The organism is Pseudomonas sp. MF6394, from assembly GCF_002018845.1.
GTDB lineage: Bacteria > Pseudomonadota > Gammaproteobacteria > Pseudomonadales > Pseudomonadaceae > Aquipseudomonas > Aquipseudomonas lactis.
Genome location: NZ_MVOJ01000011.1, coordinates 139,505 through 160,869, shown reverse-complemented (window position 1 = coordinate 160,869; position 21,365 = coordinate 139,505). Strand labels below are relative to the sequence as shown.

Genomic DNA, 21,365 nt, shown 5'->3' with positions numbered 1-21,365 from the left:
GCTTATGTAAATTTGCTCTGTCCTCGGTTTCAATCTGAAACCGAGCGCCTAAACTCTGTATTCTGATCGCCTGAGCGCGAGCGGAGTACGGAGTTTTCTCGTTGTGGCCCAGGTTATGCAGACATCCATTCGATACCCTGGACTTTTTATTCGACAGGCCGGTTCTTGTGCAGCAAAGGTGGACATCCCCATGATGCGTCTTTGTGCTGTTTTGGTTCTTTCCCTGATTGGCGGCCTGGTTTCAGTGCACGCCGCGCCGGCACCGCACCCCCATTGGAGCGTGGGGTTTCATCGCATGAGTTTTCTCGACCCGCTGGATGCGCAGCCGATGAAAGCCATCGCGTTCTACCCCTCTACCGATGCCGAGCGCTCCACCGCGCTGGGCGCCTACCATGTGGCGGCCAGCGAAGATGCCAAGGTGGCGATCGGGCGATTCCCGATGCTGATGCTGTCCCACGGCAATACCGGCACGCCGTTGGCCCTGCATGACCTGGCCACCGCCTTGGCGCGCAAGGGGTTTGTGGTGGTGGCGGTGCTGCATCCCGGGGACAACTACAAGGACCACAGCCGCCTGGGCACTGTAAGCAATTTATATGGTCGGCCGATCCAGATATCCCAGGCGATCACCGCCGCGTTGGCCGAGCCGATGCTATCGCCCTTTGTGGATATCGATCAGATCGGCGTCATCGGTTATTCCGCCGGTGGCGAGACGGCATTGATCCTGGCCGGCGCCAAGCCTGATTTCGAACGTCTGCGCCGCTACTGCCAAGAGCGCCCCGAAGACCGCGACGCGTGCACCACCAAGGGCGAGCTGGTGGTCGACCGCGACGATTTGCAACCCCAGGCCGATCCGCGCATCCATGCCTTGATGCTGATGGCGCCGCTGAGCTTGATGTTTGGCCGCCACACCCTGGCGGACGTGCATGTGCCGGTGCTGCTCTACAGTGGCGATGGCGACCAGTTGGTGGCCGTGGACAAGAACGCCGCCGCCCTGGCGCGCAAGTTGCCGCAGCCCCCGGATTTCAAGCTGTTGGCCGGGGCCGGGCACTTTGTGTTCATGGCGCCGTGTGACAGTGATCAATTGGCGAGCATGCCGGCCATTTGCACGGATGCCGATGGCGTCGATCGCGAAGGCATTCACCGCGACCTGGTCTCCGAGGCCGGGCGTTTTTTCAGCCATACCCTGGGCGAGGCCACCCGCGCCGGCTTGCAGACCGCTGATCAGTAGGCGCGACGCCTGAGCAATACGGTCAGGCCGAGCGCGCTGACCGACAGCAAGGCCGCGCAGAAGAAGATCCAGCCATAGCCGAGGTTCAGCGCCACGGCGCCCATCAACGGCCCGGCAATCGCCAGGGCCAGGTCGAAAAACACCGCATAGGCACTCAGCCCCGCGCCGCGGCTGCTGTCCGGCACTTGCTTGATGGCTTCCACGCCGAGCGCCGGGTACACCAGTGACAAGCCAAAGCCGGTCAACCCGGCGCCGATCAAGGCCACGCTGGTAGACGGCGCCAGCCACAACAGCGTCAGGCCCAGGGTTTCGATCAGCATGCAGGCGATGGCGGCGGTGAACCCGCCAAACCGGCTGATGGCGGAAATGAACACCAGGCGCGAGAGAATAAAACACACGCCAAATACCGTCAGGCAATACGCCGCACCGGTCCAGCCGCGATTGAGGTAATACAGGGTGATGAAGGTCGTCAGCGTGCCGTAGCCAATCGAGGCCAGGCACAGGCTGGCGCCGAACGGCGCGATACGCCCGAACACCGCCCAGAACGGCAGCCGCTCGCCACGCACCACTGGCACCGACGGTTTATTGCGGATCAGCACCAGGCCCAACGCCGCCAGCACCGCGAGGGCAAGACCGAGGCTGGTGTAGCCGTAATCAGCCACCATCACCACGCCAAGTGGCGCACCAATCGCAATCGCGCCGTAGGAGGCGATGCCATTCCAGGAAATCGAGCGTGCGGTGTGCTCGGCGCCCACCGCGCCCATGCACCAACTGATGGTCCCCACGCCAATCAGGCCCTGGGCCACGCCGAGTAACAGGCGACCGGCGATCAGAATACCCAGGCTCAAGCTCGGCAGACTTTCCAGCAGCGTGGCGATAAAGGTCAGTACACCGCTGATCAGAATGCCGGCCAGGCCTAGCACGATCGCGCGTTTGGTACCGACGTTATCCGACATCCGCCCGGCCATCGGACGGCTGAGCAGCGTGGCCAGGTACTGTGAACCGATGGTCACCCCGGCCACCACGGCGCTGAAGCCCAGTTGCTCGTGCACATAGCCTGGAATCACCGCAATCGGCAGGCCGATGCAGATAAAGGCAATGAAGGTGTAGAAAACGATGGAAACGATCTGCCGGGTGATCGACAGGGAGGAGGGGGCGGCGGGCATGAATACTCAATCGCTGGCGGGCGGTAAAGCATCATGGCATATCCTGCCTCCCTGTAGGAGCGAGGGACGCCTACCGTACATCCCTGTGGCGGGCTTGCCCGCTAAGGCGGTATGTCAGCCACTGAATCCATAGCTGAACCACCGCTTTCGCAGGCAAGCCAGCTCCCACATGGGTTATGCATGGCCCACAAAATCAGCGCCTGGCGCAGATCCCCTGTGGGAGCGGGCTTGCCCGCGAAGGCGGCGTGTCAAACAGTGAATCTATAACTGAACCACCGCTTTCGCAGGCAAGCCAGCTCCCACAGTGGTTATGCATGGCCCACAAAATCAGCGCCTGGCGCAGATCCCCTGTGGGAGCGGGCTTGCCCGCGAAGGCGGCGTGTCAATCAGTGAATCTATAACTGAACCACCGCTTTCGCAGGCAAGCCAGCTCCCACACTGGTTATGCATGGCCCACAAAATCAGCGCCTGGCACAGTTTCCTGTGGGAGCGGGCTTGCTCGCGAAGGCGGTGTGTCAGTCAGTGAGTCTATGGCTGAACCACCGCTTTCGCAGGCAAGCCGGCTCCCACATGGGTTATGCATGGCCCACAAAATCAGCGCCTGGCGCAGATCCCCTGTGGGAGCGGGCTTGCTTGCGAAGGCGGTGTGTCAGTCAGTGAATCTATAACTGAACCACCGCTTTCGCAGGCAAGCCTGTTCCCACATGGGTTATGCATGGCCCACAAAATCAGCGCCCGGCGCAGATCCCCTGTGGGAGCGGGCTTGCCCGCGAAGGCGGTGTGTCAGTCAGTGAATCTATAACTGAACCACCGCTTTCGCAGGCAAGCCGGCTCCCACATGGGTTATGCATGGCCCACAAAATCAGCGCCTGGCGCAGATCCCCTGTGGGAGCGGGCTTGCTCGCGAAGGCGGTGTGTCAGTCAGTGAATCTATAGCTGAACCACCGCTTTCGCAGGCAAGCCAGCTCCCACATTGGTTATGTATTGCCCACAGAATCAGAGCCCGGCGCAGATCCCCTGTGGGAGCGGGCTTGCCCGCGAAGGCGGTCTGCGCTGTCGCAGGCAAGCCAGCTCCCACACTGGTTATGCATGTCCCACAGAATCAGCGCCCGGCACAGTGCGGATGCAAAAAAGCCCTATCACAGGGACAGGGCTTTTTCTTGCAGCTTGTAGCTAAGCGCTGTTCTTAGAACACCACACCCTGGCTGCGCAGGTAGTCGTCATAGGTGCCGCTGAAGTCGATCACGCCGCTTGGGCTCAACTCGATAATGCGAGTGGCCAGGGACGATACGAACTCACGGTCGTGGCTGACGAAGATCAGCGTGCCCGGATAGTTCTCCAGCGCCAGGTTCAATGCTTCGATGGATTCCATGTCCAAGTGGTTGGTCGGCTCGTCCATGATCAGCACGTTGGGCTTTTGCAGGATCAGCTTGCCGAACAGCATGCGACCTTGTTCACCACCGGAGATCACTTTGACCGACTTCTGGATCTCGTCGTTGGAGAACAACATACGGCCCAGCGTGCCACGGATCATTTGTTCGCCCTGAGTCCACTGGCCCATCCAGTCGAACAGGCTCACGTCGTCTTCGAAGTCGTGGGCGTGGTCCTGGGCGTAGTAGCCCAACTCCGCGGCGTCGGTCCACTTGATGCTGCCGGCATCCGGAGTCAGTTCATTGACCAGGGTGCGCAGCAGGGTGGTCTTGCCGATACCGTTCGGGCCGATGATCGCCACGCGCTCGCCGGCTTCAACCTGGAAGCTGAAGTCTTTGAACAGCGGCTTGCCGTCAAAACCCTTGGCCATTTTTTCGACCATGACCGCCTGGCGGTGCAGCTTTTTGTTCTGCTCGAAACGGATGAACGGGCTCACACGGCTCGACGGCTTGACTTCGGCCAGCTGGATCTTGTCGATCGCCTTGGCACGGGAGGTGGCCTGCTTGGCTTTCGAGGCGTTGGCCGAGAAGCGGCTGACGAAGGATTGCAGTTCGGAGATCTGCGCTTTCTTCTTGGCGTTGTCCGACAGCAATTGCTCGCGGGACTGGGTCGCCACGGTCATGTACTCGTCATAGTTGCCCGGGAACAGGCGCAGCTCGCCGTAGTCCAGGTCAGCCATGTGGGTGCACACGCTGTTCAGGAAGTGACGGTCGTGAGAGATGATGATCATCAGGCTGGAGCGCTGGGTCAGGATGTTTTCCAGCCAGCGGATGGTGTTGATGTCCAAGTGGTTGGTCGGTTCGTCGAGCAACAGCACTTCCGGGTCGGAGAACAGCGCCTGGGCCAGCAATACGCGCAGCTTCCAGCCTGGGGACACTTCACTCATCGGGCCGAAATGCTGTTCCAGGGGAATGCCCAGGCCCAGCAGCAGTTCACCGGCGCGGGATTCGGCGGTGTAGCCGTCCATCTCGGCGAACTCGGTTTCCAGCTCGGCCACGGCCATGCCGTCTTCTTCGCTCATTTCCGGCAGCGAGTAGATGCGGTCGCGTTCGGCCTTGACCTTCCACAGCTCCTCGTGGCCCATGATCACGGTGTCGAGCACGGTGAATTCTTCATAGGCGAACTGGTCCTGGCGCAGTTTACCCAGGCGCACATTCGGCTCGAGCATGACCTGGCCGCCGGACGGGTCGAGGTCGCCACCGAGGATTTTCATGAAGGTCGACTTGCCGCAACCGTTGGCACCGATCAAACCATAGCGGTTGCCGGCGCCGAACTTGACCGAGACGTTCTCGAAGAGCGGCTTGGCGCCGAACTGCATGGTGATGTTAGCTGTGGAGATCAATTACTTTACCTATCAATGGGTTGCGAGCGTGACGGCAGGTGCCTTCCGGCATGCGTCAACAGCGACATCAAGGCGCGAAACCCGGTCGCTGAACACAAAATTTGGGATGTGTGTTGGAATTTGGCGCGCATTGTCGCATATGTCAGGCGACAGTTGTATGGCGAGCGAAGGATGGTTTTGCCAAGGTCTCCGGCATGGCCAGCCACAGCAGCATCAAGGCAGCGGCCGCAACCGCCGCCAACGTCAGGAACGCCGCGTTGTAGCCAGCCTGCTGCACCACGAAACCGGCCAGGCTGCTACTGAGCGCCGCGCCGAGGCCAAATACGGTGGAGAGGGCGCCCAGGCTGACGTTGAAGCGCCCGGTGCCTTGGGTCAGGTCTTTGACAATCACCGGGAACAGGGCGCCGAAAATGCCGGCGCCGATACCGTCGAGCATCTGCACGGCCACCAGCCAGTAGGGGTCGCTGGACAAGGTATAGAGCACGCCACGCAGCGGCAGTATCAGGAAACCTACAAGCAACAGCGGCTTGCGCCCCCAGATATCGGCCTTGAGCCCGACCAGCCAGGCCATCGGCACCATCACCAACTGTGCGGCGACAATGCAGGCTGAAGTCAGCGGGGTGGCCATCTGCAAATTGATCTGCGCCAGTTTCTGGCTGACCAGCGGCAGCATCGCGGCGTTGGCCAGGTGAAACAGCGCGCAGCAGATGGCGAACAATAACAGCGGTTGGTTGGCCAGCAACGCTTTCAGGCCCGAGGGCTGTTCATGGTCGGTGTGATGGGCCGGATCGAAACCACGGGCGACCTCATGGTCAATCGCCTTGGCCGGCACGCAACTGACCGCAATGACACTGGCGACCGCCATAAAGGCCATCAGGTAGAACACCACCACCGGCCCGAACAGGTACGCCAACCCGCCGGCCAGCAATGCGGCCACGGCATTGCCAGCGTGGTTGAAGGTCTCGTTGCGCCCGGTACGCCGGGTGAAGGCGCGCGGCCCGGTGATCCCCAGCGAAATGGCGGAAATTGCCGGGGCAAAGACAGACGCAGCTACGGCGCTGGCCGCCTGGGTCAACGCCACCCAGCCAAATGAGCTGACGAAGGGCAGCATCAGGCAACTGCCCGTCACCAGCAGCGCGGCAATGGCAACCACCGCGCGTTTGCTGCGAGTGCGGTCGATCAGCGCACCTGCGGGGCCTTGGGTCAGTAAGGCGGCGATGCCTGCCAGGGTCATGACCACGCCAATGCTGGCCGGCTCCCATTGATGCACGGCCAGCAGATAGATTGCCAGGTACGGTCCGAGACCGTCGCGCACATCGGCGAGAAAGAAGTTCAGGCTGTCCAGGGATAAAGCGATGCGCAGGTCTGAATGACGGGCCACGGTGCTGACCTTCAAGAGCCGCGTTCAGGGGCTGAACGCGCGTTGGATTAGTGACCTGTGGGCTGGGTGATAAGTTTCGCGGTCGGGGAGGCTTTCCTCCTGCGTGCATTTAACTTACTTTCCAAAGCCCACTGTAATGAGTTTCTGGAGAAGCAATGGACATGCCCTCAGCGCAAGAGGCGATCGCCAGCAACAAAAATGCCTGGGATGAATCTGCCGGGTTGCACAAAGATACTCCGACCTGGACGGCACTGCTGGCCTCCGTCGCCGCGCCTGATTTTTCCTGCCTTGACCCGACCATCACCACCTTGCTGCAAGAGGCGGGTGTAATGGGCAAGGATGTGGTGCAGTTGTGCTGCAACAACGGGCGCGAAAGCCTATCGCTGTATGGCTTGGGCGCGCGTTCGGTGGTGGGGGTCGATCAATCCCGGGCGTTTCTTGAACAGGCGCGAGAATTGGCCGAGGTCTCGCCGCATAGCCCTGAGTTCATTGAGACCGATATCCACCATTTGCCGGAGCGTTTGCAGGCACGCTTCGATATTGCCCTGGTGACCATTGGCGTGCTGGGTTGGATGCCGGATGTGGCGCTGTTCATGCGCCAGGTTGCCAGTGTGCTGAAGCCCGGCGGCACGCTGGTCATGTACGAAACCCATCCCTTTCTCGAGGTGTTTGACCCCTGTGGGGCCAACCCGATGCAGCCTGCCAGTTCTTACTTTCAGCGCGAGCCCTTTGTACTGCAGGAGGCAATTGTCTATGAAGGGAAGGATGAACGGCCCGGGCCCACCTCCTATTGGTACGTACATACCCTGGGCAGCGTGGTCAGCGGGGCTATCGCAGCGCAGTTGCAGATCGCCCATTTGCAGGAATACCCGCATTGCAACCGGGAAGAACTTTACGAACAGTATGAGCATCAGGTCGCGCAAATGCCCCTGTGTTTTACCCTGACAGCGACCAAGCGTGATGGCTGATCAAGGTTTGCGCAGGCAAAAAAAGGCCCGCGAGGAGAGGGCGGGCCAAGGGATTCACTGGAGTAGGTAGGCTTCACCCTATAGGTGGAAAAGTGAAGGCCTTGTGAAAATGCCGTGATCAAATCGGATGACCAATGCCGTTTGGTGTAGGAGCGAGCTTGCTCGCGAAGAACGCTAACGATTACGCGTGTTGCCTGAATCAGACGCGGCGTCTGGGAGTTTTTCGCGAGCAAGCTCGCTCCTACAGAGGGGCATTCAAGAGCGCCGTACGAAGGTGCGCATGGTTTGCCCAGGGCCGGTGCTGAACACAGTGGGCCTGGGCATGCCTTCATCCGCTGCGATAAATACGAAATCATCGCCGTCGAGCCGGTAACTGGCGGGGAGCTGCTTGCCTGCGTCATCACCTATGTCGTCAGTCCAGGTAATGCTTTTGGGCGTGGTACTGGCGTCCAGCTCGAACCGACCCGCCAATAATAGTTCGCCACTGACCGTGGTCACTTCGAAGCGATCCCCTGAAATTGTGGTGATCGCGCCTGGCGCGCTGTGGGCATCCACGGGGTTGAGCACGCCATTGTCTTCAAGGGCTGTTTGTTCCCAAGTGCCTTGCAGTGCGCGAAAGTCCGAAGCGGAAAGGGGTGACATGCAAAGTCCTTATTGCTGTTCAAAAAAATGTTCAATTGTAGTGAGGCTGACACTGTTCCACCTGTAGGCGAAATTTTTTTCTTTATAAGACAGGTATTTGACAGCTTTTTCATGTTGTATTGACTACGCTTGCAACCAGATCAGTCTGACATGGCTGTGTCATTTGGCTTACTCACCGAAATGAAACCGAAATAATCCCTAAGTTTGTGGGATATTTCAGGGGACTGAGTGGTCACATCGCCATTGGTCTGCCGTATCCAGGGCGTTGTCCCTGATTTTTGAAGTCTTTTAGACTTCTGAGAATGATGGCCTTTTAGTATTATTTTAAGGTGTTCTTATTTTGAATCGTACTTCCCCGCTTCCACCTTCCGCAGCGTCTGATGAAATTGATTTGTTTGAATTGTTTCACGCCATCTGGCGACAAAAAAAGCTGGTGGTCGGGTGTACGCTTCTGGCCGGGGTATTAGGCGCAGGTTATGCCTTCCTGGCACCCAAGACCTATGAAGTCAGCAGTGTGTTGCGGCCTGCTGCAATCAACGAGCTAGACGCCTTGAACCGTTCGGAAGTGTATAAGTTGCCGCCTGCCGATGCGTTGCTCAAAGTGGGCGCACAGCTGGACTCTTATGATGCGCGCCTGGGGTTCTTCAAGGACCATGAGGAGTTGTTCAAGGCGTTCAAGAAACCGGGGCAAACCCTTGAGCAGAGCTTTGAGGCGTTCAACCGCAATTCCGTCAATCTGATTTTGCCCGACCCCAAGAAGTCCGATTCGCTCAGCAGCTACATCCGTCTGGAGCTGCAATACCCGACCGACGTCGACGGTGTTGCGATTCTCAACGGTTTTGTGGACTACGCCATTGCCGCCGAGCGTCAGCAGGTGGGTGCTGACCTGAAGGTGATCGTCAATAACCGCTTGAGCGAGCTCAAGGGCAAGATCGACGCCGCCCGCGCCAACTACGATACCGATAAAGAATCGAAAATCGCCAAGCTGCTGGAAGCCGACCGGCTCAAGCGTGCCCAATTGCAGGATGAGCTCAGCGCTTTGCGCTTGCAGATGAAGATGGAACGCACCAACCGCCTGGCCGAGTTGGCCGAAGCCATCAGCATTGCCAAGTCCATGGGCATCCGTACACCGACAACGCCGTCCTCTATGGCCGACTCCACCCGCACGGGTTCGAGCCAGGTCATGCGTACCGAGGTGAACAACCAGAAGATCCCGCTGTATTTCATGGGGACCGAGGCGTTGGAAGCCGAGCGCGCTGCATTGCAGCAGCGTACCAGCGATGACTTTACCAACCCGCGCATTGCCGAGATCGGCAAAGAGCTGCAACTGCTGGAAAGCAACCGCGAGGTTGAGGTACTGCGCAAGCGTGGCAATGAAGACATCTTCTTGCAGGACGTCGAGCCGCTTCGCGCTGAAGTCGCCAGGTTGCGTGGTTTGAACATCGACATGAGCAACCTCAAGCTGGTGACGATTGACCGTCGAGCCCAGGAGCCTCTGTCGCCGATCAAGCCGAAGAAGCCGCTGGTCATCGCGTTGAGCCTCGTCGGCGGCCTGTTGCTGGGCCTGATGATTGCGCTGATCCGCTACTTCGTTCGCAGCCGCGCTCAAGCCGTACCCTATACGGCATTAGGCGATCGCCGCGAGGGTAAAGATTCGCCGCTGTAACCCTGCAAACGCCCTCAAACAGGCAGGCTCAAGGGCCTGCCTGCTCCTACCCCCAGCACACTCAGTAGACAGCTTTTCACAATTCTTAGTTAACCTTTGGTTACAAAGTGTGGCTAAATAACTGCCAATGGTTGCACGCAGGCGGTTATCCCGCCGGCCGTGTCGCCTGTATGTGAATTGTGATTTCAGGTGCTGCTTATCCATCCTCGGCCGTTGTGGGCCCGCAGGAGCAGCCTGTTCTCTCCCTGACGTGTGACGAATCCCTTGAAACTCATCATTGTTGCTCTCTACGTTGCTTCCATTGCGTATGTACACCTGCGCGGTCGGGTGCGACACAAGCTGGGTCGCCAGCTTAGCGATCACTCGACGTTCCTGGCGCCGATCAACTGTTTCCTGTACCTGTTCTCCAAGCAGCCCAGCCGTCCCTTTCTCTCGCCCAGCGACTTCCCAGACCTGAGCCCATTGCAGGAGCACTGGGAAGAGATCCGCGAAGAAGGCCAGAACCTGATGCGGGCGGGGGAGATCAAGCGCTCGGAGCAATACAACGACGTAGGCTTCAACTCGTTTTTCAAGACCGGCTGGAAGCGTTTCTACCTCAAGTGGTACGGCGACAGTCACCCCTCGGCGATGAAGCTGTGCCCACGCACCACCGAGCTGGTGCAGAGCATCGGCTCGATCAAGGCGGCGATGTTCGCCGAGCTGCCTCCGGGCTCCAAGCTGGTGCGTCACCGTGACCCGTATGCAGGCTCCTACCGCTATCACCTGGGGCTGGATACGCCTAATGATCCAGGCTGCTATATCAACGTGGATGGTGAAAACTATTACTGGCGCGACGGTGAGCCGGTAATGTTTGACGAGACTTACATTCACTACGCGGAAAACACCACGCAACAGAACCGCATCATTCTGTTCTGCGACATCGAACGGCCGATGAAGTACCGCTGGGCGGCAGCGTTCAACCGTTGGTTCAGCCGTAATGTGATGGCCGCCGCGGGTTCGCCCAATGACGAGGGCGACAAGACCGGCGGCCTCAACCGTGCCTTCACTCTCCTGTACAAGATTCGCCTGCGTGGCAAAGAGCTTAAAAAGCGCAATCGCACGCGCTACTACCTGGAAAAGTGGGCGATCTTTGCCGGTCTGGCGCTGATCTTCATTCTTATCTGACCTGGCTCAGGGCGCGGATCACCCGGGTGGCTCCGCGCCCAGTTTGTCCCACATCTTTTTGCTGATCTTCTGCCGATTGGCATACCCCGCCCACGGGTCGTCCTTCAACGTTTGTAGCCGCTGATGCAGGTTCGCCACTGTCCACTGTTGGGCGCCGCGCAATCCTTTCAACTCCTCTCGACTCACTGGCACCGACACTGGCAAGCCTGGGCGTGCCCGCACTGAATACGCCGCCACGGTACTGGCGCCACGGGCGTTGCGCAGGTAATCGATAAAGATCTTGCTCACGCGGTTCTTGGGGCCGCTGGTGGCGGTAAAGCGTTCGGGCAGTTGCCGGGTCATGAATTGGGCAATGGCTTTGGCGAACGCCTTCACGGTGTCCCAGCCATTGCGCCGGGCCAACGGCACGATCAAATGCAGGCCCTTGCCGCCGCTGGTTTTAACGAAGGCTTGCAAGCCCAGTTCATCGAGTACCGACAGGGTCAGTTGGGCGGCTTCCAGCATGGCTTTCCAGGGCAGGGCCGGGTCCGGGTCGAGATCGAGAACAAACAGGTCAGGCGTTTCGATCTTGTCTGCGGTGGCGCCCCAGGTGTGAAACTCGACCGTGCCCATTTGCACGGCGCCGACCAGGGCATCCACGCTGTCTATTTCCATCAGGCGCGCATGACCTGGATCCAGCGCCGGGTCCAATTGCTTGATGTGCGGGATTGCCATGCGCTCTGAGTGCTTCTGGAAGAACTGCTCACCTTCAATACCTTCCGGCGCCCGCAACAATGACACGGCACGTCCACGCAGGAAGGGCAGTATCCATTCACTGATATCGGTGTAGAACTGCGCCAGTTGCTGTTTTTGCGTGCCGCTGTGCTTGTCGATAATGCGATCGGGGTGAGTGATTTTCACGTTCTTCACCGTTGCCTGGGCTTTACCGGCTTTCGATGCCCCGGATGCCTTGACCGACTTGGCCGCACGCGGCTGTTCGTGAATGATCTGCGAGGCTGGCTTGTCGGTACGCAGGCCCACAAACGCGGCCTGGCGCACCACGCCTTCACGGGTCCATTCGGCAAATTGCACCTCACCGACCAGGCTCGGCTCAACCCAGTGCACGCCACGGGCCTGGGCACTGGTCAGCGGCTTTTGCAGTGGCGAGTCCTTGCGCTCAAGCGGTGTGAGCTGGGCATAGATACTTTTCAGCGCCGCCTGATCAAATCCCGTGCCTACGCGCCCGGCATATACCAGGCCTGCCTCATCGTTGACCGCCAGCAGCAGCGCACCAAAGCCGCTGCGCGAACCTTGGGGGCGGGTGTAGCCAACGATCACGAATTCCTGGCGCAGGCGGCATTTGAGCTTGATCCAGTTGTCACTGCGCCGCGACACGTAAGGGCTGCCAGCACGCTTGCCGATCACCCCCTCCAGGGCCAGGTCACAGGCGCTTTCGAAAATATCGCGCTGGCTGGCGGCAAAGGCTTCGGAGAAGCGCAGCAGTTTGCTTCGGCTGCCAGACAGTGCGGATTTAAGCGCAGCGCGACGCTCTTCGACCGGGTCTTCGCGTTGGTCGCGACCGTTCAAGAACGGGGCATCGAACAGGTAATAGACGATGTCCAGGCTGCGGCCGATATCGAACGCATTTTGCAGCGCCTGGAAATCCGGCAGCCCGTCGCCATTGAGGCTGACCACTTCGCCATCCAGCCAACTGTCTTTGAGCTTGAGCGCTTGCAAGGCTTTGCACTGACGCGGCAGGCGCTCGGTCCAGTCGTGGCCGTTGCGGGTGAACAGGCGCACTTCACCGTCGCGAATGCGCGCCATGATGCGGTAGCCGTCGAACTTGATTTCGTAGCGCCAATCACCTTCGGGCGCCCGGTCCACCAGGGTTGCCAATTGAGGGGCGAACTCATCCGGCAGGGCAGCGGTACGCTTGGGCGCTTTGGCTTTTGGCGCGGCCTTGGGTTTGGCCTTGGCCTTGGCTTTTGGCTTACCCACCACCGCATCGCTGAGCACGCTGGCGGGCTCGGCCTCGACAATATCGAACTCAGAGGCCGGGCGCGCCTGCTGATCGTTTTCCTTGATCAACAGCCACTGCTCCTTGTCACCGCTGCCCTTGAGGCGGGTACGCACCAGCGCCCAGTCACCGGAGAGTTTTTCACCCACCAAGGTGAATTTGAGTTTACCCGCCGCGTAGGCTTTGCGCGGGTCATCGTGGGGTTGCCAGATGCCTCGGTCCCACACGATTACATCCCCCGCACCGTATTGGCCGGTGGGGATACTGCCCTCGAAACTGCCATAGCTCAGTGGGTGGTCTTCAACATGCACCGCCAGGCGTTTCTGGCTCGGGTCCAGGCTTGGGCCCTTGGGCACCGCCCAGCTCAACAGCACGCCATCCAGTTCCAGGCGAAAGTCGTAATGCAGGTTGCGCGCATCGTGCTTTTGAATCACAAAGCTTAGGGCCGAGGCTTTACGTTTGCTGGGTGAGCTGCCGGCGGGTTCGGCGGTGATCTTGAAATCACGCTTGCTGTTGTACTCGCTCAGGGGCTTTGCCATGTTGTTCTCCCGTCAATGGCAGGCTCAAGAGGCCTTGTTATTGGACTTTTTCGCGGGGCTCTTTTTCGCCGCAGGTTTACCCGCCAGGCTGCGTTTGAGCAGTTCGGTCAGGTCGATGACATCGGCGGACTTGCGCTCTTCGCCGCCTTCGGCGGTTTCCACGTCTTCGATCTTGCCGGCCTTGGCCTTCTTCGCCACCAGCGCCCGGATCTTGTCCTGGAAGCTGTCACGGTATTCATCGGGCTGCCAATCGGCGCTCATGTCTTCCACCAGGCGCTTGGCCATGTCCAATTCACCTTTGGCCAAGGTCGGCTTTGTCACATCGCTGCCCAGTTCCAGTTCATCCAGGCTGCGCACTTCGGCCGGCCAGCGCAGCATGACCAGCACCAGGGCCGACTCCAGCGGCATCAATGCAGCCAGGTGTTGCTTGGTATGCAGCACCACGTTGGCCAGCGCGACCTTGCCGGTTTTTTTCAGCGCTTCGCGCAGCAGTGCATAGACTTTGCCGCCGCGTTTATCCGGGGCGAGGAAGTAGGGCGTGTCGATGTTTTGCAGGGGGATCTGGTCGCTGGCGACGAAGGCGATGATTTCGATGGTCTGGGTGGACTTGGGATGGGCCGAGCGAATCTCGTCTTCGCTGAGCACCACGTAGCGTCCTTTTTCAAACGCCACGCCCTTGACGATGTTTTCCTTGGTGACTTCCTTGCCGGTGGTTTTGTTGATGCGCTTGTAGCCCACCGGGTCCATGCTGCGTTTGTCCAGCCAGTCAAAGTCGACGCCTTGTGAAGAGGTCGCCGAAACCAGCGATACCGGGATGTGAACCAAGCCAAAACTGATGGCGCCTTTCCAGATTGCCCGTGGCATAGGTGTGATTCCTCAACGAAGAGCCTGTGTGCTGGTGACTCGCAGCGCAGGGCAAAAGTTTCGGCGGATAGATGCTCGGACAGATCGTGTTACACCTGATGAGAAACTATTTAGTGTCACAACCCGAACCCACGGCGTAGCGTGTTATCGAAAGCACGTAGTACTTGGCAGAGAGAGGTTTGGCCATGAACCGTTGTGTACGTCATCTTGCAGCATTGGCGCTGGGCCTGGCCCTCGCGCCGTGGGCCCAGGCGCAAAACCTGCCGGGCCGCAGCAGCGACCACGGCCCTATTCATCGGGCCAACCCCAATAGCATGCAGGGCACCCAGCCCAATGCACCGGCGGTTCGCAGTATCCAGCCTGTCCCGGCCAACCCGCGGCCGACGCTGGAAAACGGCGGCATCGGCAACCGCTACCCCAAGCAGGAGGCGGCACCCAGCCGTCCGGCCACCGCACCCAAAGCGCCCACCTATGATGCCAACGGCAATCGCCGCTAAGGATTTCGCCTTATGTTTGTACGTAAAACCCTGCTAGCCGCCCTGTGCGCCACCGCGTTGCTGCCGTTGAGCGCGGTGTATGCCGCCGATAGCCAACAGTTCCCCAGTGAGCAAGGCAGCATCACGGCCACGCCGGTTGCCAAGGGCCTGGACCATCCGTGGGCGCTGGCGTTTTTGCCCGACCAGCAAGGTTTCCTGGTGACTGAACTGCCTGGAAACCTGCGCTTTGTCAGCCCCGACGGCAAGCTCTCTGCACCCTTGAAGGGCGTGCCACAGGTTTGGGCCAAAGGGCAGGGCGGGTTGCTGGATGTGGTGCTGTCGCCAGACTTCAAGCAGGACCGCCTGGTGTACCTGTCGTACGCCGAAGGCGGTGGCGAGGGCGGCAAGGCCGGCACGGCCGTAGGGCGTGGGCGCCTGGCGGCCGACTTGAGCGGCTTGGAGGACTTCAAGGTGATTCTGCGCCAGGAGCCCAAGCTGTCTACCGGCAACCACTTCGGTTCGCGCCTGGCCTTTGACCGTGACGGCTACCTGTTCGTGACCCTGGGTGAGAACAACGACCGCCCCACGGCCCAGGACTTGGACAAGCTGCAAGGTAAAGTGGTGCGCATCTACCCGGATGGGCGCGTGCCAGATGACAACCCCTTTGTCGGTCAGCCCGGCGTGCGTCCTGAGATCTGGTCCTATGGGCAGCGTAACCCGCAAGGGCTGGCCTTGAACCCGTGGAGCGGCACGATTTGGGAAAATGAACACGGGCCCCGTGGTGGTGATGAAGTCAATATCATCGAGCGCGGCAAGAACTACGGTTGGCCGCTGGCGACCCATGGCATCAACTATTCCCTGTTGCCGATTCCCGAAGCCAAGGGCAAAACGGCCGAGGGCACAGTGGCACCCCATCATGTGTGGGAGAAGTCGCCGGGCATCAGTGGCATGGCGTTCTATGACGGCGACCGGTTCAAGGCCTGGCAGCACAACCTGTTTATCGGTGCGCTGGTCAGCCAGGAGCTGATTCGCTTGCAGTTCGAGGGTGACAAGGTGGTTCACGAGGAACGCTTGCTGGGCGAATTGAAAGCGCGGATTCGCGATGTGCGACAGGGGCCGGATGGCTTTCTGTACGTGCTGACGGATGAGGATGATGGTGTGTTGTATCGGGTGGGGCTGAATCAGGACTAAACGTGTGGGAGGGCGCTGTTAGCAGACGTTGATCCAATTGATGCCCCGCGATCCAAATGTGTGAGCTGGCTTGCGAAGGCATAGGTATCTACACAACTTTGTGGGTTGTAACAGCAGACGGTAACCACGATGCGAAGCGAACCGCTCTTGATCTGCTCTTGATCTCAGGCGCCCCGTTAAACCACGCTGGCCGGAATTCGACAGGGATTTGGGGGGTAAACCGGCAGGGATGCCGGTTTAGCCGCCCCGCGCCATGGAAGGCGCGTGGCGGCGGCCCCCCAAATCACTGGCGAATTACGGGCACACCGAGCCTAAGCGAGGTGCCGAGTGGTGGGGCAAGAGCGTTTTGCTTACTTTTGCGCTTTTCAAAAGTGAGCCGCCGTCAGGGCGGAACCCTAGGTGGCCGTTACCGCAGCAATGGATATGTACTCGGTATAACGGTGTCGACTGTTAGTCCGTCTTCGCAGGCAAGCCAGCTCCCACATTGGATCTCACGCTGCCTACAGAATCGGGGTTATAGCCCGAGTTCTGACAGGCCCGGATGCTCATCCGGGCGCCGGCCCAGCGGCCAATGGAATTTGCGCTCGCTTTCCTTGATCGGCATATCGTTGATGCAGGCAAAGCGGTTGGCCATCAAGCCGTTCTCGTCGAATTCCCAGTTTTCGTTGCCGTACGAGCGGTACCAGTTACCCGAATCATCGTGCCATTCATAGGCGTAGCGCACGGCGATGCGGTTATCGGTGAAGGCCCACAGTTCTTTGATCAGTCGATAATCAAGCTCCTTGGCCCATTTACGGGTCAGGAACTGCTTGGCTTCTTCGCGGTTATGGGCAAATTCGGCGCGGTTACGCCAGTTCGTGTCCAAGGTGTAGGCCAGGGACACACGCTGCGGGTCGCGGGAGTTCCAGCCATCTTCGGCCAGGCGGACTTTTTCGATGGCAGACGTGCGGGTAAACGGCGGCAGGGGCGGACGGACTTCTTCTTGGGCTGACATGGGCGACTCCTCGAAGCAATAAAGGTTGGGTCTAAAGTTGCCTGGGCTGTGGGTTCACAGTTGCAGTAAGGTTCGCGCCATGCATTGCGCATTATCGGCAGCTGTTGAATCACCCATGACCAGGGCAACGGTAATGGCGCCATCGATCAGGATCAGCAGTTGCGCGGCCTGCTGCTCCGGGGCGGCGGTGCCATGTGCTTGGCACAGTTCAAGTGCGTACTCGAACAGTTTGCGTTTATGGGCCTTGGCCAACAGGCGCACCGGGTCTTGGCCGTCGCCAGTTTCGCCACTGGTGTTGATAAAGGCGCAGCCGCGAAAGTCTGCCGAGCCGAACCAGCCTTTGAGCGCGCTGAAAAGCCCCAGCAGGCGCTCGCCGCTGTCGTCGCTGCGTTCCACTTCGCTGCGCAGCCACTGCATCCAGCGTTCGTCGCGGCGTTGCAGGGCGGCCACCACCAACTCATCCTTGTTGGCGAAGTAACGATAGATACTTTTTCTCGACACGCCGGCGGTTTTCACCAGTAAGTCCATGCCGGTGGCAGCGATGCCGTGGCGATAGATCAACTTCTCGGTGACGTCGAGGATAATATCGCGGGTTTCATTCTGGGTTATATCGTTCATGTCGATTACAGTAGAACGATCGTTCTTCATGGTCAACAGGGTTTTTTAAATTACCCACCGCGAGACCTGAGCAGCCTCATGGTGTAAGCTTTGGGCCTCTTCGGATTCGACCCATTGCGAGCCCTATGCCGTCGTTCTTCAAACGCTCCCTGTTGCCCAAGCTGCGCGGTTTTCCGTTGTCCAACGAGGCCATTGAGGTGCTGCCCAGCGCCGACGCCTATCGTCGCTGCCTGCTGGAGAAAATCGCCCAGGCCACGCGGCGTATCTACATCGTTGCTTTGTACTTGCAGCAGGACGAGGCGGGGCAGGAGATCTACGACGCCCTACACGCCGCCAAGGCCGCACGGCCTGAACTGGACATCGTGGTGATGGTGGATTGGCTGCGCGCCCAGCGCGGGTTGATCGGCGCGGGCAAGCAACCGGGCAACAGCGCCTGGTACCAGGCGATGACCCAGCGCCACGCCACCGAAGTGCCGGTGTACGGCGTGCCGGTGCAAACCCGCGAGCTGTTCGGCGTGTTGCACCTCAAGGGTTTCGTGATTGATGACAGCGTGCTGTACAGCGGCGCCAGCCTGAACAACGTGTACCTGCACAAGTTCGACAAATACCGCTTCGACCGTTACCACCTGATCCATAGCCAACCCTTGGCCGATTCGATGCAGCATCTGGTGGAGCACGGCCTGGTAGCGTCCAAGGCCGTGCATCGCCTGGACCTGCCGAACCCGCCCACCACCCGCAGCCTGCGCAACGACATCGGCGACCTGCGCAGCCGTCTCAAGCATGCGACCTACGACACCACGGCCGGGCAGTTACCCAACGGCCATCTGTCGGTCAGCCCCTTGCTGGGCGTTGGCAAGAACAACCCGTTGAGCCGGGTGATCCTCGAACTGATCGCCAGCGCCCAGCAGCAACTGACTATTTGCACGCCGTATTTCAACCTGCCATTGCCGGTGACCCGTGAGATCAACCGCGCCCTGGCACGCGGCGTGAAGATCGACATCGTGGTGGGCGACAAGACCGCCAACGACTTCTACATTCCGCCCACCGAGCCTTTCAAGGTGATTGCGGCGTTGCCGTACTTGTACGAGATCAGCCTGCGGCGCTTTGCCAAGCGGCATCAGCCGATGATCAACAGCGGCCAGTTGAACCTGCACTTATGGCGCGACGGCGATAACACCTACCACCTCAAGGGCATGTGGGTGGATGAGCGCTACACCTTGCTCACCGGCAACAACCTCAACCCTCGGGCATTTCGCCTCGACCTGGAAAACGGCTTGCTGATCGACGACCCTCAAGGCCAATGGCTGGAGCCGCGAAGCGCCGAGCTTGCGAATATTTTCCAGCACACCACGCGTATCCAGGGTTACCAGCAATTGCAGACGCTGGTGGATTACCCGCCCGCCGTCGGCAAATTCCTGCGGCGTGTCAGCCGGGTGCGGATCGAGCGCTTGCTGTACCGCATTCTCTAACTGAGCAACGTGCTGGCAAAAAAACACCCAGGCCCTTCGACAGGGACTGGGTGTTTTTTTTGTGGGCGGCAGTTAGTTCAAACCCAGCTTGCCGCGCAGGGTTGAGAGGTCTTCGGCCAGGGTGTTGACCGGGCCGACCAACGCCTTGCGGTCGTTGTCCTTGACCTTGTCATAGGTCTCAAAGCCGCCATCCTTGGTTTTGTACTTGGCCAGGATCTTGTCGACGCTGGCAAAGTTTTTGTCGACCTTGGCCAGGAAGGCCTGGTCTTGCTGCCCGATCTGGCCGCGGAACAGGTCGACGATTTTTTTCGCGCCGTCGATGTTGCCCTGGAAGTCGTACAGATCGGTGTGGCTGTAGCGGTCTTCTTCACCGGAGATCTTGGTGGCCGCGACTTCTTCGAGCAACGCAGCGGCACCACCAACGACTTTCTCCGGCGGGAAAGTCAGGCCATCGACGCGGGTCTTGAGGTCATTCACATCGGCGTTGAGCTTGGCGGTCAGCGCTTGCAGGCCCTGGGTCGAGTTCTGCGAGAACAGCGTGTATTCAATGCGGTGAAAGCCGGTGAAGTCTTCGGCCGTCACGCCTTTTTCATGGTCGTCGACACGCGAGTCGATGGACGCGTCGAGGTCGCTGAACAGCTCGGCGATCGGCTCGATGGATTCATAGTGCACGCGAGTCGGCGCATAGAGCTTCTTGGCCGTGGCCAGGTCGCCCTTATTGATGGCGTCGGTGAACGCCTGGGTCTGGGTGACCAGTTCGCCGATTTCTTCGGTGACGTAGATCTTGTAATCCGACACCGGGCCCACCAGGTCCAACGGCGCAGTAGCGGCGAAGCTTGCCAGTGGCGAAAGGCTGAGTAACAACAACGCGATAGACGACTTCTTCATGGGAGACATTCCGCTCTGGTGTGTTTTAGGTCTTGGCAGGCGTTTGAGAGTGCGTTGCCGCGAGCAGCGTGCGCCCGATGAAATCCTTAGGGCCGGTGACCCCGGGCAACGTGAAGAAATACCCGCCACCCACGGGCTTGAGGTACTCCTCCAGCGGCTCGCCGTTGAGCCGGGTTTGCACGCTGATAAAGCCTTTCTCCAGGTCAGCCTGGTAGCAGATGAACAACAAGCCCATGTCCAGTTGACCGTTTTTGTTGACGCCGTTGGAGTAGTTGAACGGCCGCCGCAGGATCAGGTTGGCCTGGGTCTGCGGGGTGCGCGGGTTGGCCAGGCGGATGTGGGCATCGAGCTTGGTCAACTTGCCTTCCGGGTCCTTGCTGTAGTCCGGGACCTGGGTTTCATGCTGGCCGTCCATGGGCGCGCCCGTGGGCTTGATACGGCCGATGATGCTTTCCTGTTCTTGCAGCGGGGTGCGATCCCAGCGCTCGACAAAGTTACGGATGATGCGCACGGCCTGGTAACTGCCATGGGCGGCCCAGGCCGGTTCGTCGCTGGTGGGCTGTACCCAGACGATCTGGTCCATGGCCTTGTCATCGTTGGAATTGGGGTTGGCCGAGCCATCGCGAAAGCCCAGGAAGTTGCGCGCACTCTGCGCCGGCTCACCGGGTTTGGTCGGTGCCTGGGGCGGCACGCTGCCTTCCTGCTTCCAGCGCACCAGCAGCAGGTCGGGCAGGTTTTTGACGATGTCGCGCAGAGCGTGGATATTGGTGTCCGGCGTGTTGGAGCTGAACTGCAGGCTCAGGTCGCCATGGCACTGCGCCGGTTCCAGCGCATCGTTGGGGAAACCGACCATGCGACTCAGGCGCTTGGGTTTGGCCGCCGCGAGGCCGAAGCGTTCGTCGAACAATGACTCGCCGACCGACACGGTGATGGTCAGGTTATCGGGTGTGACCACCGGGCCAAGGATGCCGGAATCGGTAGGCGGTAATTTCGGGTCGACCTGGGGCACGGTGCCGCCGGTCATCAGGAACGCGATGCGCTCGTTGAGGGTGCGGAACAGGCGTTCCAGGTCTTCGCGGTCGCTGGCCAGCACATCGAACGCCACGACCATGCCGCAGGCCGGGCGCGGGGTGACGATGCCGCTTTGGTGCTTGCCGAAAAACGCTTGGTGGTCCTGGGTTTTGTCACTGCGTGGTGCGGTGGTGACTTGCTCGGCGGCTGCCGCCATGGCCGGGCAGCTCAGGCTGCTGCCGGCAATCGCAGCGCCGGTGGCCGCCATGCCCAACAGGACGCGGCGACGTTGGAGGTCAAACTGTTGTGTATCACTCATGTATGCGGTCGT

Annotated in this window: 17 protein-coding genes; 7 read left to right on the top strand and 10 right to left on the bottom strand. The window is 59.9% G+C overall.

Annotated features, from left to right (window positions below):
• Window positions 1-190: 190 nt before the first annotated feature.
• Window positions 191-1,228, top strand: coding sequence for an alpha/beta hydrolase family protein (locus MF6394_RS13950; protein WP_044273645.1), 1,038 nt, complete (start codon window positions 191-193; stop codon window positions 1,226-1,228).
• Here the strand turns inward: MF6394_RS13950 and MF6394_RS13945 are convergent.
• The 3 genes from MF6394_RS13945 to MF6394_RS13935 all read right to left on the bottom strand — a co-directional run bounded on the left by MF6394_RS13945 (window position 1,222) and on the right by MF6394_RS13935 (window position 6,548).
• Window positions 1,222-2,394, bottom strand: coding sequence for an MFS transporter (locus MF6394_RS13945; RefSeq protein ID WP_078466859.1), 1,173 nt, complete (start codon window positions 2,392-2,394; stop codon window positions 1,222-1,224). The genes MF6394_RS13950 and MF6394_RS13945 overlap by 7 nt on opposite strands.
• Before the next feature lie 1,186 nt (window positions 2,395-3,580).
• Window positions 3,581-5,167 carry an ABC-F family ATPase gene (locus MF6394_RS13940; RefSeq protein WP_003191057.1) on the bottom strand — a complete coding sequence of 529 codons (1,587 nt, stop codon included), beginning with the start codon at window positions 5,165-5,167 and terminating at the stop codon, window positions 3,581-3,583.
• Window positions 5,168-5,309: 142 nt separating this feature from the next.
• Window positions 5,310-6,548, bottom strand: a complete 1,239-nt coding sequence (locus MF6394_RS13935) for an MFS transporter (RefSeq protein ID WP_078466873.1) — start codon at window positions 6,546-6,548, stop codon at window positions 5,310-5,312.
• A 155-nt stretch (window positions 6,549-6,703) separates the two neighbouring features.
• On the opposite strand from MF6394_RS13935, the gene MF6394_RS13930 reads away from it, so the two are divergent.
• The gene (locus MF6394_RS13930; RefSeq protein WP_069558089.1) at window positions 6,704-7,516 is read left to right on the top strand and encodes a class I SAM-dependent methyltransferase; all 813 of its coding nucleotides are present in this window, start codon (window positions 6,704-6,706) and stop codon (window positions 7,514-7,516) included.
• Between the two features lie 255 nt (window positions 7,517-7,771).
• On the opposite strand, the gene MF6394_RS13925 is transcribed toward MF6394_RS13930, so the two are convergent.
• Entirely contained in the window at window positions 7,772-8,158 is a 387-nt protein-coding gene (locus MF6394_RS13925; RefSeq protein ID WP_044273648.1) for a TIGR03067 domain-containing protein, read from the bottom strand.
• Window positions 8,159-8,498: 340 nt separating this feature from the next.
• Between MF6394_RS13925 and MF6394_RS13920 the strand changes: the two genes are divergently transcribed.
• On the top strand, window positions 8,499-9,824 hold the full coding sequence (locus MF6394_RS13920) for a Wzz/FepE/Etk N-terminal domain-containing protein (RefSeq protein WP_044273649.1): 1,326 nt from the start codon (window positions 8,499-8,501) through the stop codon (window positions 9,822-9,824).
• 264 nt (window positions 9,825-10,088) lie between these two features.
• Window positions 10,089-10,988, top strand: a complete 900-nt coding sequence (gene lpxO, locus MF6394_RS13915; RefSeq protein ID WP_078466858.1) for a lipid A hydroxylase LpxO — start codon at window positions 10,089-10,091, stop codon at window positions 10,986-10,988.
• An 18-nt stretch (window positions 10,989-11,006) separates the two neighbouring features.
• On the opposite strand, the gene ligD is transcribed toward lpxO, so the two are convergent.
• Window positions 11,007-13,523 carry a DNA ligase D gene (ligD, locus tag MF6394_RS13910; protein WP_078466857.1) on the bottom strand — a complete coding sequence of 839 codons (2,517 nt, stop codon included), beginning with the start codon at window positions 13,521-13,523 and terminating at the stop codon, window positions 11,007-11,009.
• A gap of 24 nt (window positions 13,524-13,547) precedes the next feature.
• A complete protein-coding gene (gene ku, locus MF6394_RS13905; protein ID WP_047710785.1) occupies window positions 13,548-14,387 on the bottom strand; it encodes a non-homologous end joining protein Ku in 840 nt (279 codons plus the stop codon).
• Between the two features lie 185 nt (window positions 14,388-14,572).
• Here ku and MF6394_RS13900 point away from each other — a divergent pair, with 185 nt between their 5' ends.
• The gene (locus MF6394_RS13900) at window positions 14,573-14,884 is read left to right on the top strand and encodes a hypothetical protein (protein WP_078466856.1); all 312 of its coding nucleotides are present in this window, start codon (window positions 14,573-14,575) and stop codon (window positions 14,882-14,884) included.
• 12 nt (window positions 14,885-14,896) lie between these two features.
• A complete protein-coding gene (locus MF6394_RS13895) occupies window positions 14,897-16,054 on the top strand; it encodes a PQQ-dependent sugar dehydrogenase (protein ID WP_078466855.1) in 1,158 nt (385 codons plus the stop codon).
• A gap of 514 nt (window positions 16,055-16,568) precedes the next feature.
• On the opposite strand, the gene MF6394_RS13885 is transcribed toward MF6394_RS13895, so the two are convergent.
• Together MF6394_RS13885 and MF6394_RS13880 are read right to left on the bottom strand one after the other, a co-directional pair.
• The gene (locus tag MF6394_RS13885) at window positions 16,569-17,048 is read right to left on the bottom strand and encodes a nuclear transport factor 2 family protein (protein WP_047710787.1); all 480 of its coding nucleotides are present in this window, start codon (window positions 17,046-17,048) and stop codon (window positions 16,569-16,571) included.
• Window positions 17,049-17,102: 54 nt separating this feature from the next.
• Window positions 17,103-17,666, bottom strand: a complete 564-nt coding sequence (locus MF6394_RS13880; protein ID WP_078466853.1) for a TetR/AcrR family transcriptional regulator — start codon at window positions 17,664-17,666, stop codon at window positions 17,103-17,105.
• Window positions 17,667-17,791: 125 nt separating this feature from the next.
• Between MF6394_RS13880 and pssA the strand changes: the two genes are divergently transcribed.
• Entirely contained in the window at window positions 17,792-19,135 is a 1,344-nt protein-coding gene (gene pssA / locus MF6394_RS13875) for a CDP-diacylglycerol--serine O-phosphatidyltransferase (RefSeq protein ID WP_032891996.1), read from the top strand.
• 72 nt (window positions 19,136-19,207) lie between these two features.
• Here the strand turns inward: pssA and efeO are convergent, their stop codons facing one another.
• Entirely contained in the window at window positions 19,208-20,023 is an 816-nt protein-coding gene (gene efeO / locus MF6394_RS13870; protein WP_078466852.1) for an iron uptake system protein EfeO, read from the bottom strand.
• 25 nt (window positions 20,024-20,048) lie between these two features.
• Window positions 20,049-21,353 carry an iron uptake transporter deferrochelatase/peroxidase subunit gene (gene efeB / locus MF6394_RS13865; protein WP_069558355.1) on the bottom strand — a complete coding sequence of 435 codons (1,305 nt, stop codon included), beginning with the start codon at window positions 21,351-21,353 and terminating at the stop codon, window positions 20,049-20,051.
• Between the last annotated feature and the right edge of the window lie 12 nt (window positions 21,354-21,365).

Coding starts and splice junctions, on each gene's coding strand:
- MF6394_RS13950 (WP_044273645.1), top strand. CDS start 191: ATGATGCGTCTTTGTGCTGTTTTGGTTCTTTCCCTGATTGGCGGCCTG.
- MF6394_RS13945 (WP_078466859.1), bottom strand. CDS start 2,394: ATGCCCGCCGCCCCCTCCTCCCTGTCGATCACCCGGCAGATCGTTTCC.
- MF6394_RS13930 (WP_069558089.1), top strand. CDS start 6,704: ATGGACATGCCCTCAGCGCAAGAGGCGATCGCCAGCAACAAAAATGCC.
- MF6394_RS13925 (WP_044273648.1), bottom strand. CDS start 8,158: ATGTCACCCCTTTCCGCTTCGGACTTTCGCGCACTGCAAGGCACTTGG.
- ligD (WP_078466857.1), bottom strand. CDS start 13,523: ATGGCAAAGCCCCTGAGCGAGTACAACAGCAAGCGTGATTTCAAGATC.
- ku (WP_047710785.1), bottom strand. CDS start 14,387: ATGCCACGGGCAATCTGGAAAGGCGCCATCAGTTTTGGCTTGGTTCAC.
- MF6394_RS13900 (WP_078466856.1), top strand. CDS start 14,573: ATGAACCGTTGTGTACGTCATCTTGCAGCATTGGCGCTGGGCCTGGCC.
- MF6394_RS13895 (WP_078466855.1), top strand. CDS start 14,897: ATGTTTGTACGTAAAACCCTGCTAGCCGCCCTGTGCGCCACCGCGTTG.
- MF6394_RS13885 (WP_047710787.1), bottom strand. CDS start 17,048: ATGTCAGCCCAAGAAGAAGTCCGTCCGCCCCTGCCGCCGTTTACCCGC.
- MF6394_RS13880 (WP_078466853.1), bottom strand. CDS start 17,666: ATGAACGATATAACCCAGAATGAAACCCGCGATATTATCCTCGACGTC.
- pssA (WP_032891996.1), top strand. CDS start 17,792: ATGCCGTCGTTCTTCAAACGCTCCCTGTTGCCCAAGCTGCGCGGTTTT.
- efeO (WP_078466852.1), bottom strand. CDS start 20,023: ATGAAGAAGTCGTCTATCGCGTTGTTGTTACTCAGCCTTTCGCCACTG.
- efeB (WP_069558355.1), bottom strand. CDS start 21,353: ATGAGTGATACACAACAGTTTGACCTCCAACGTCGCCGCGTCCTGTTG.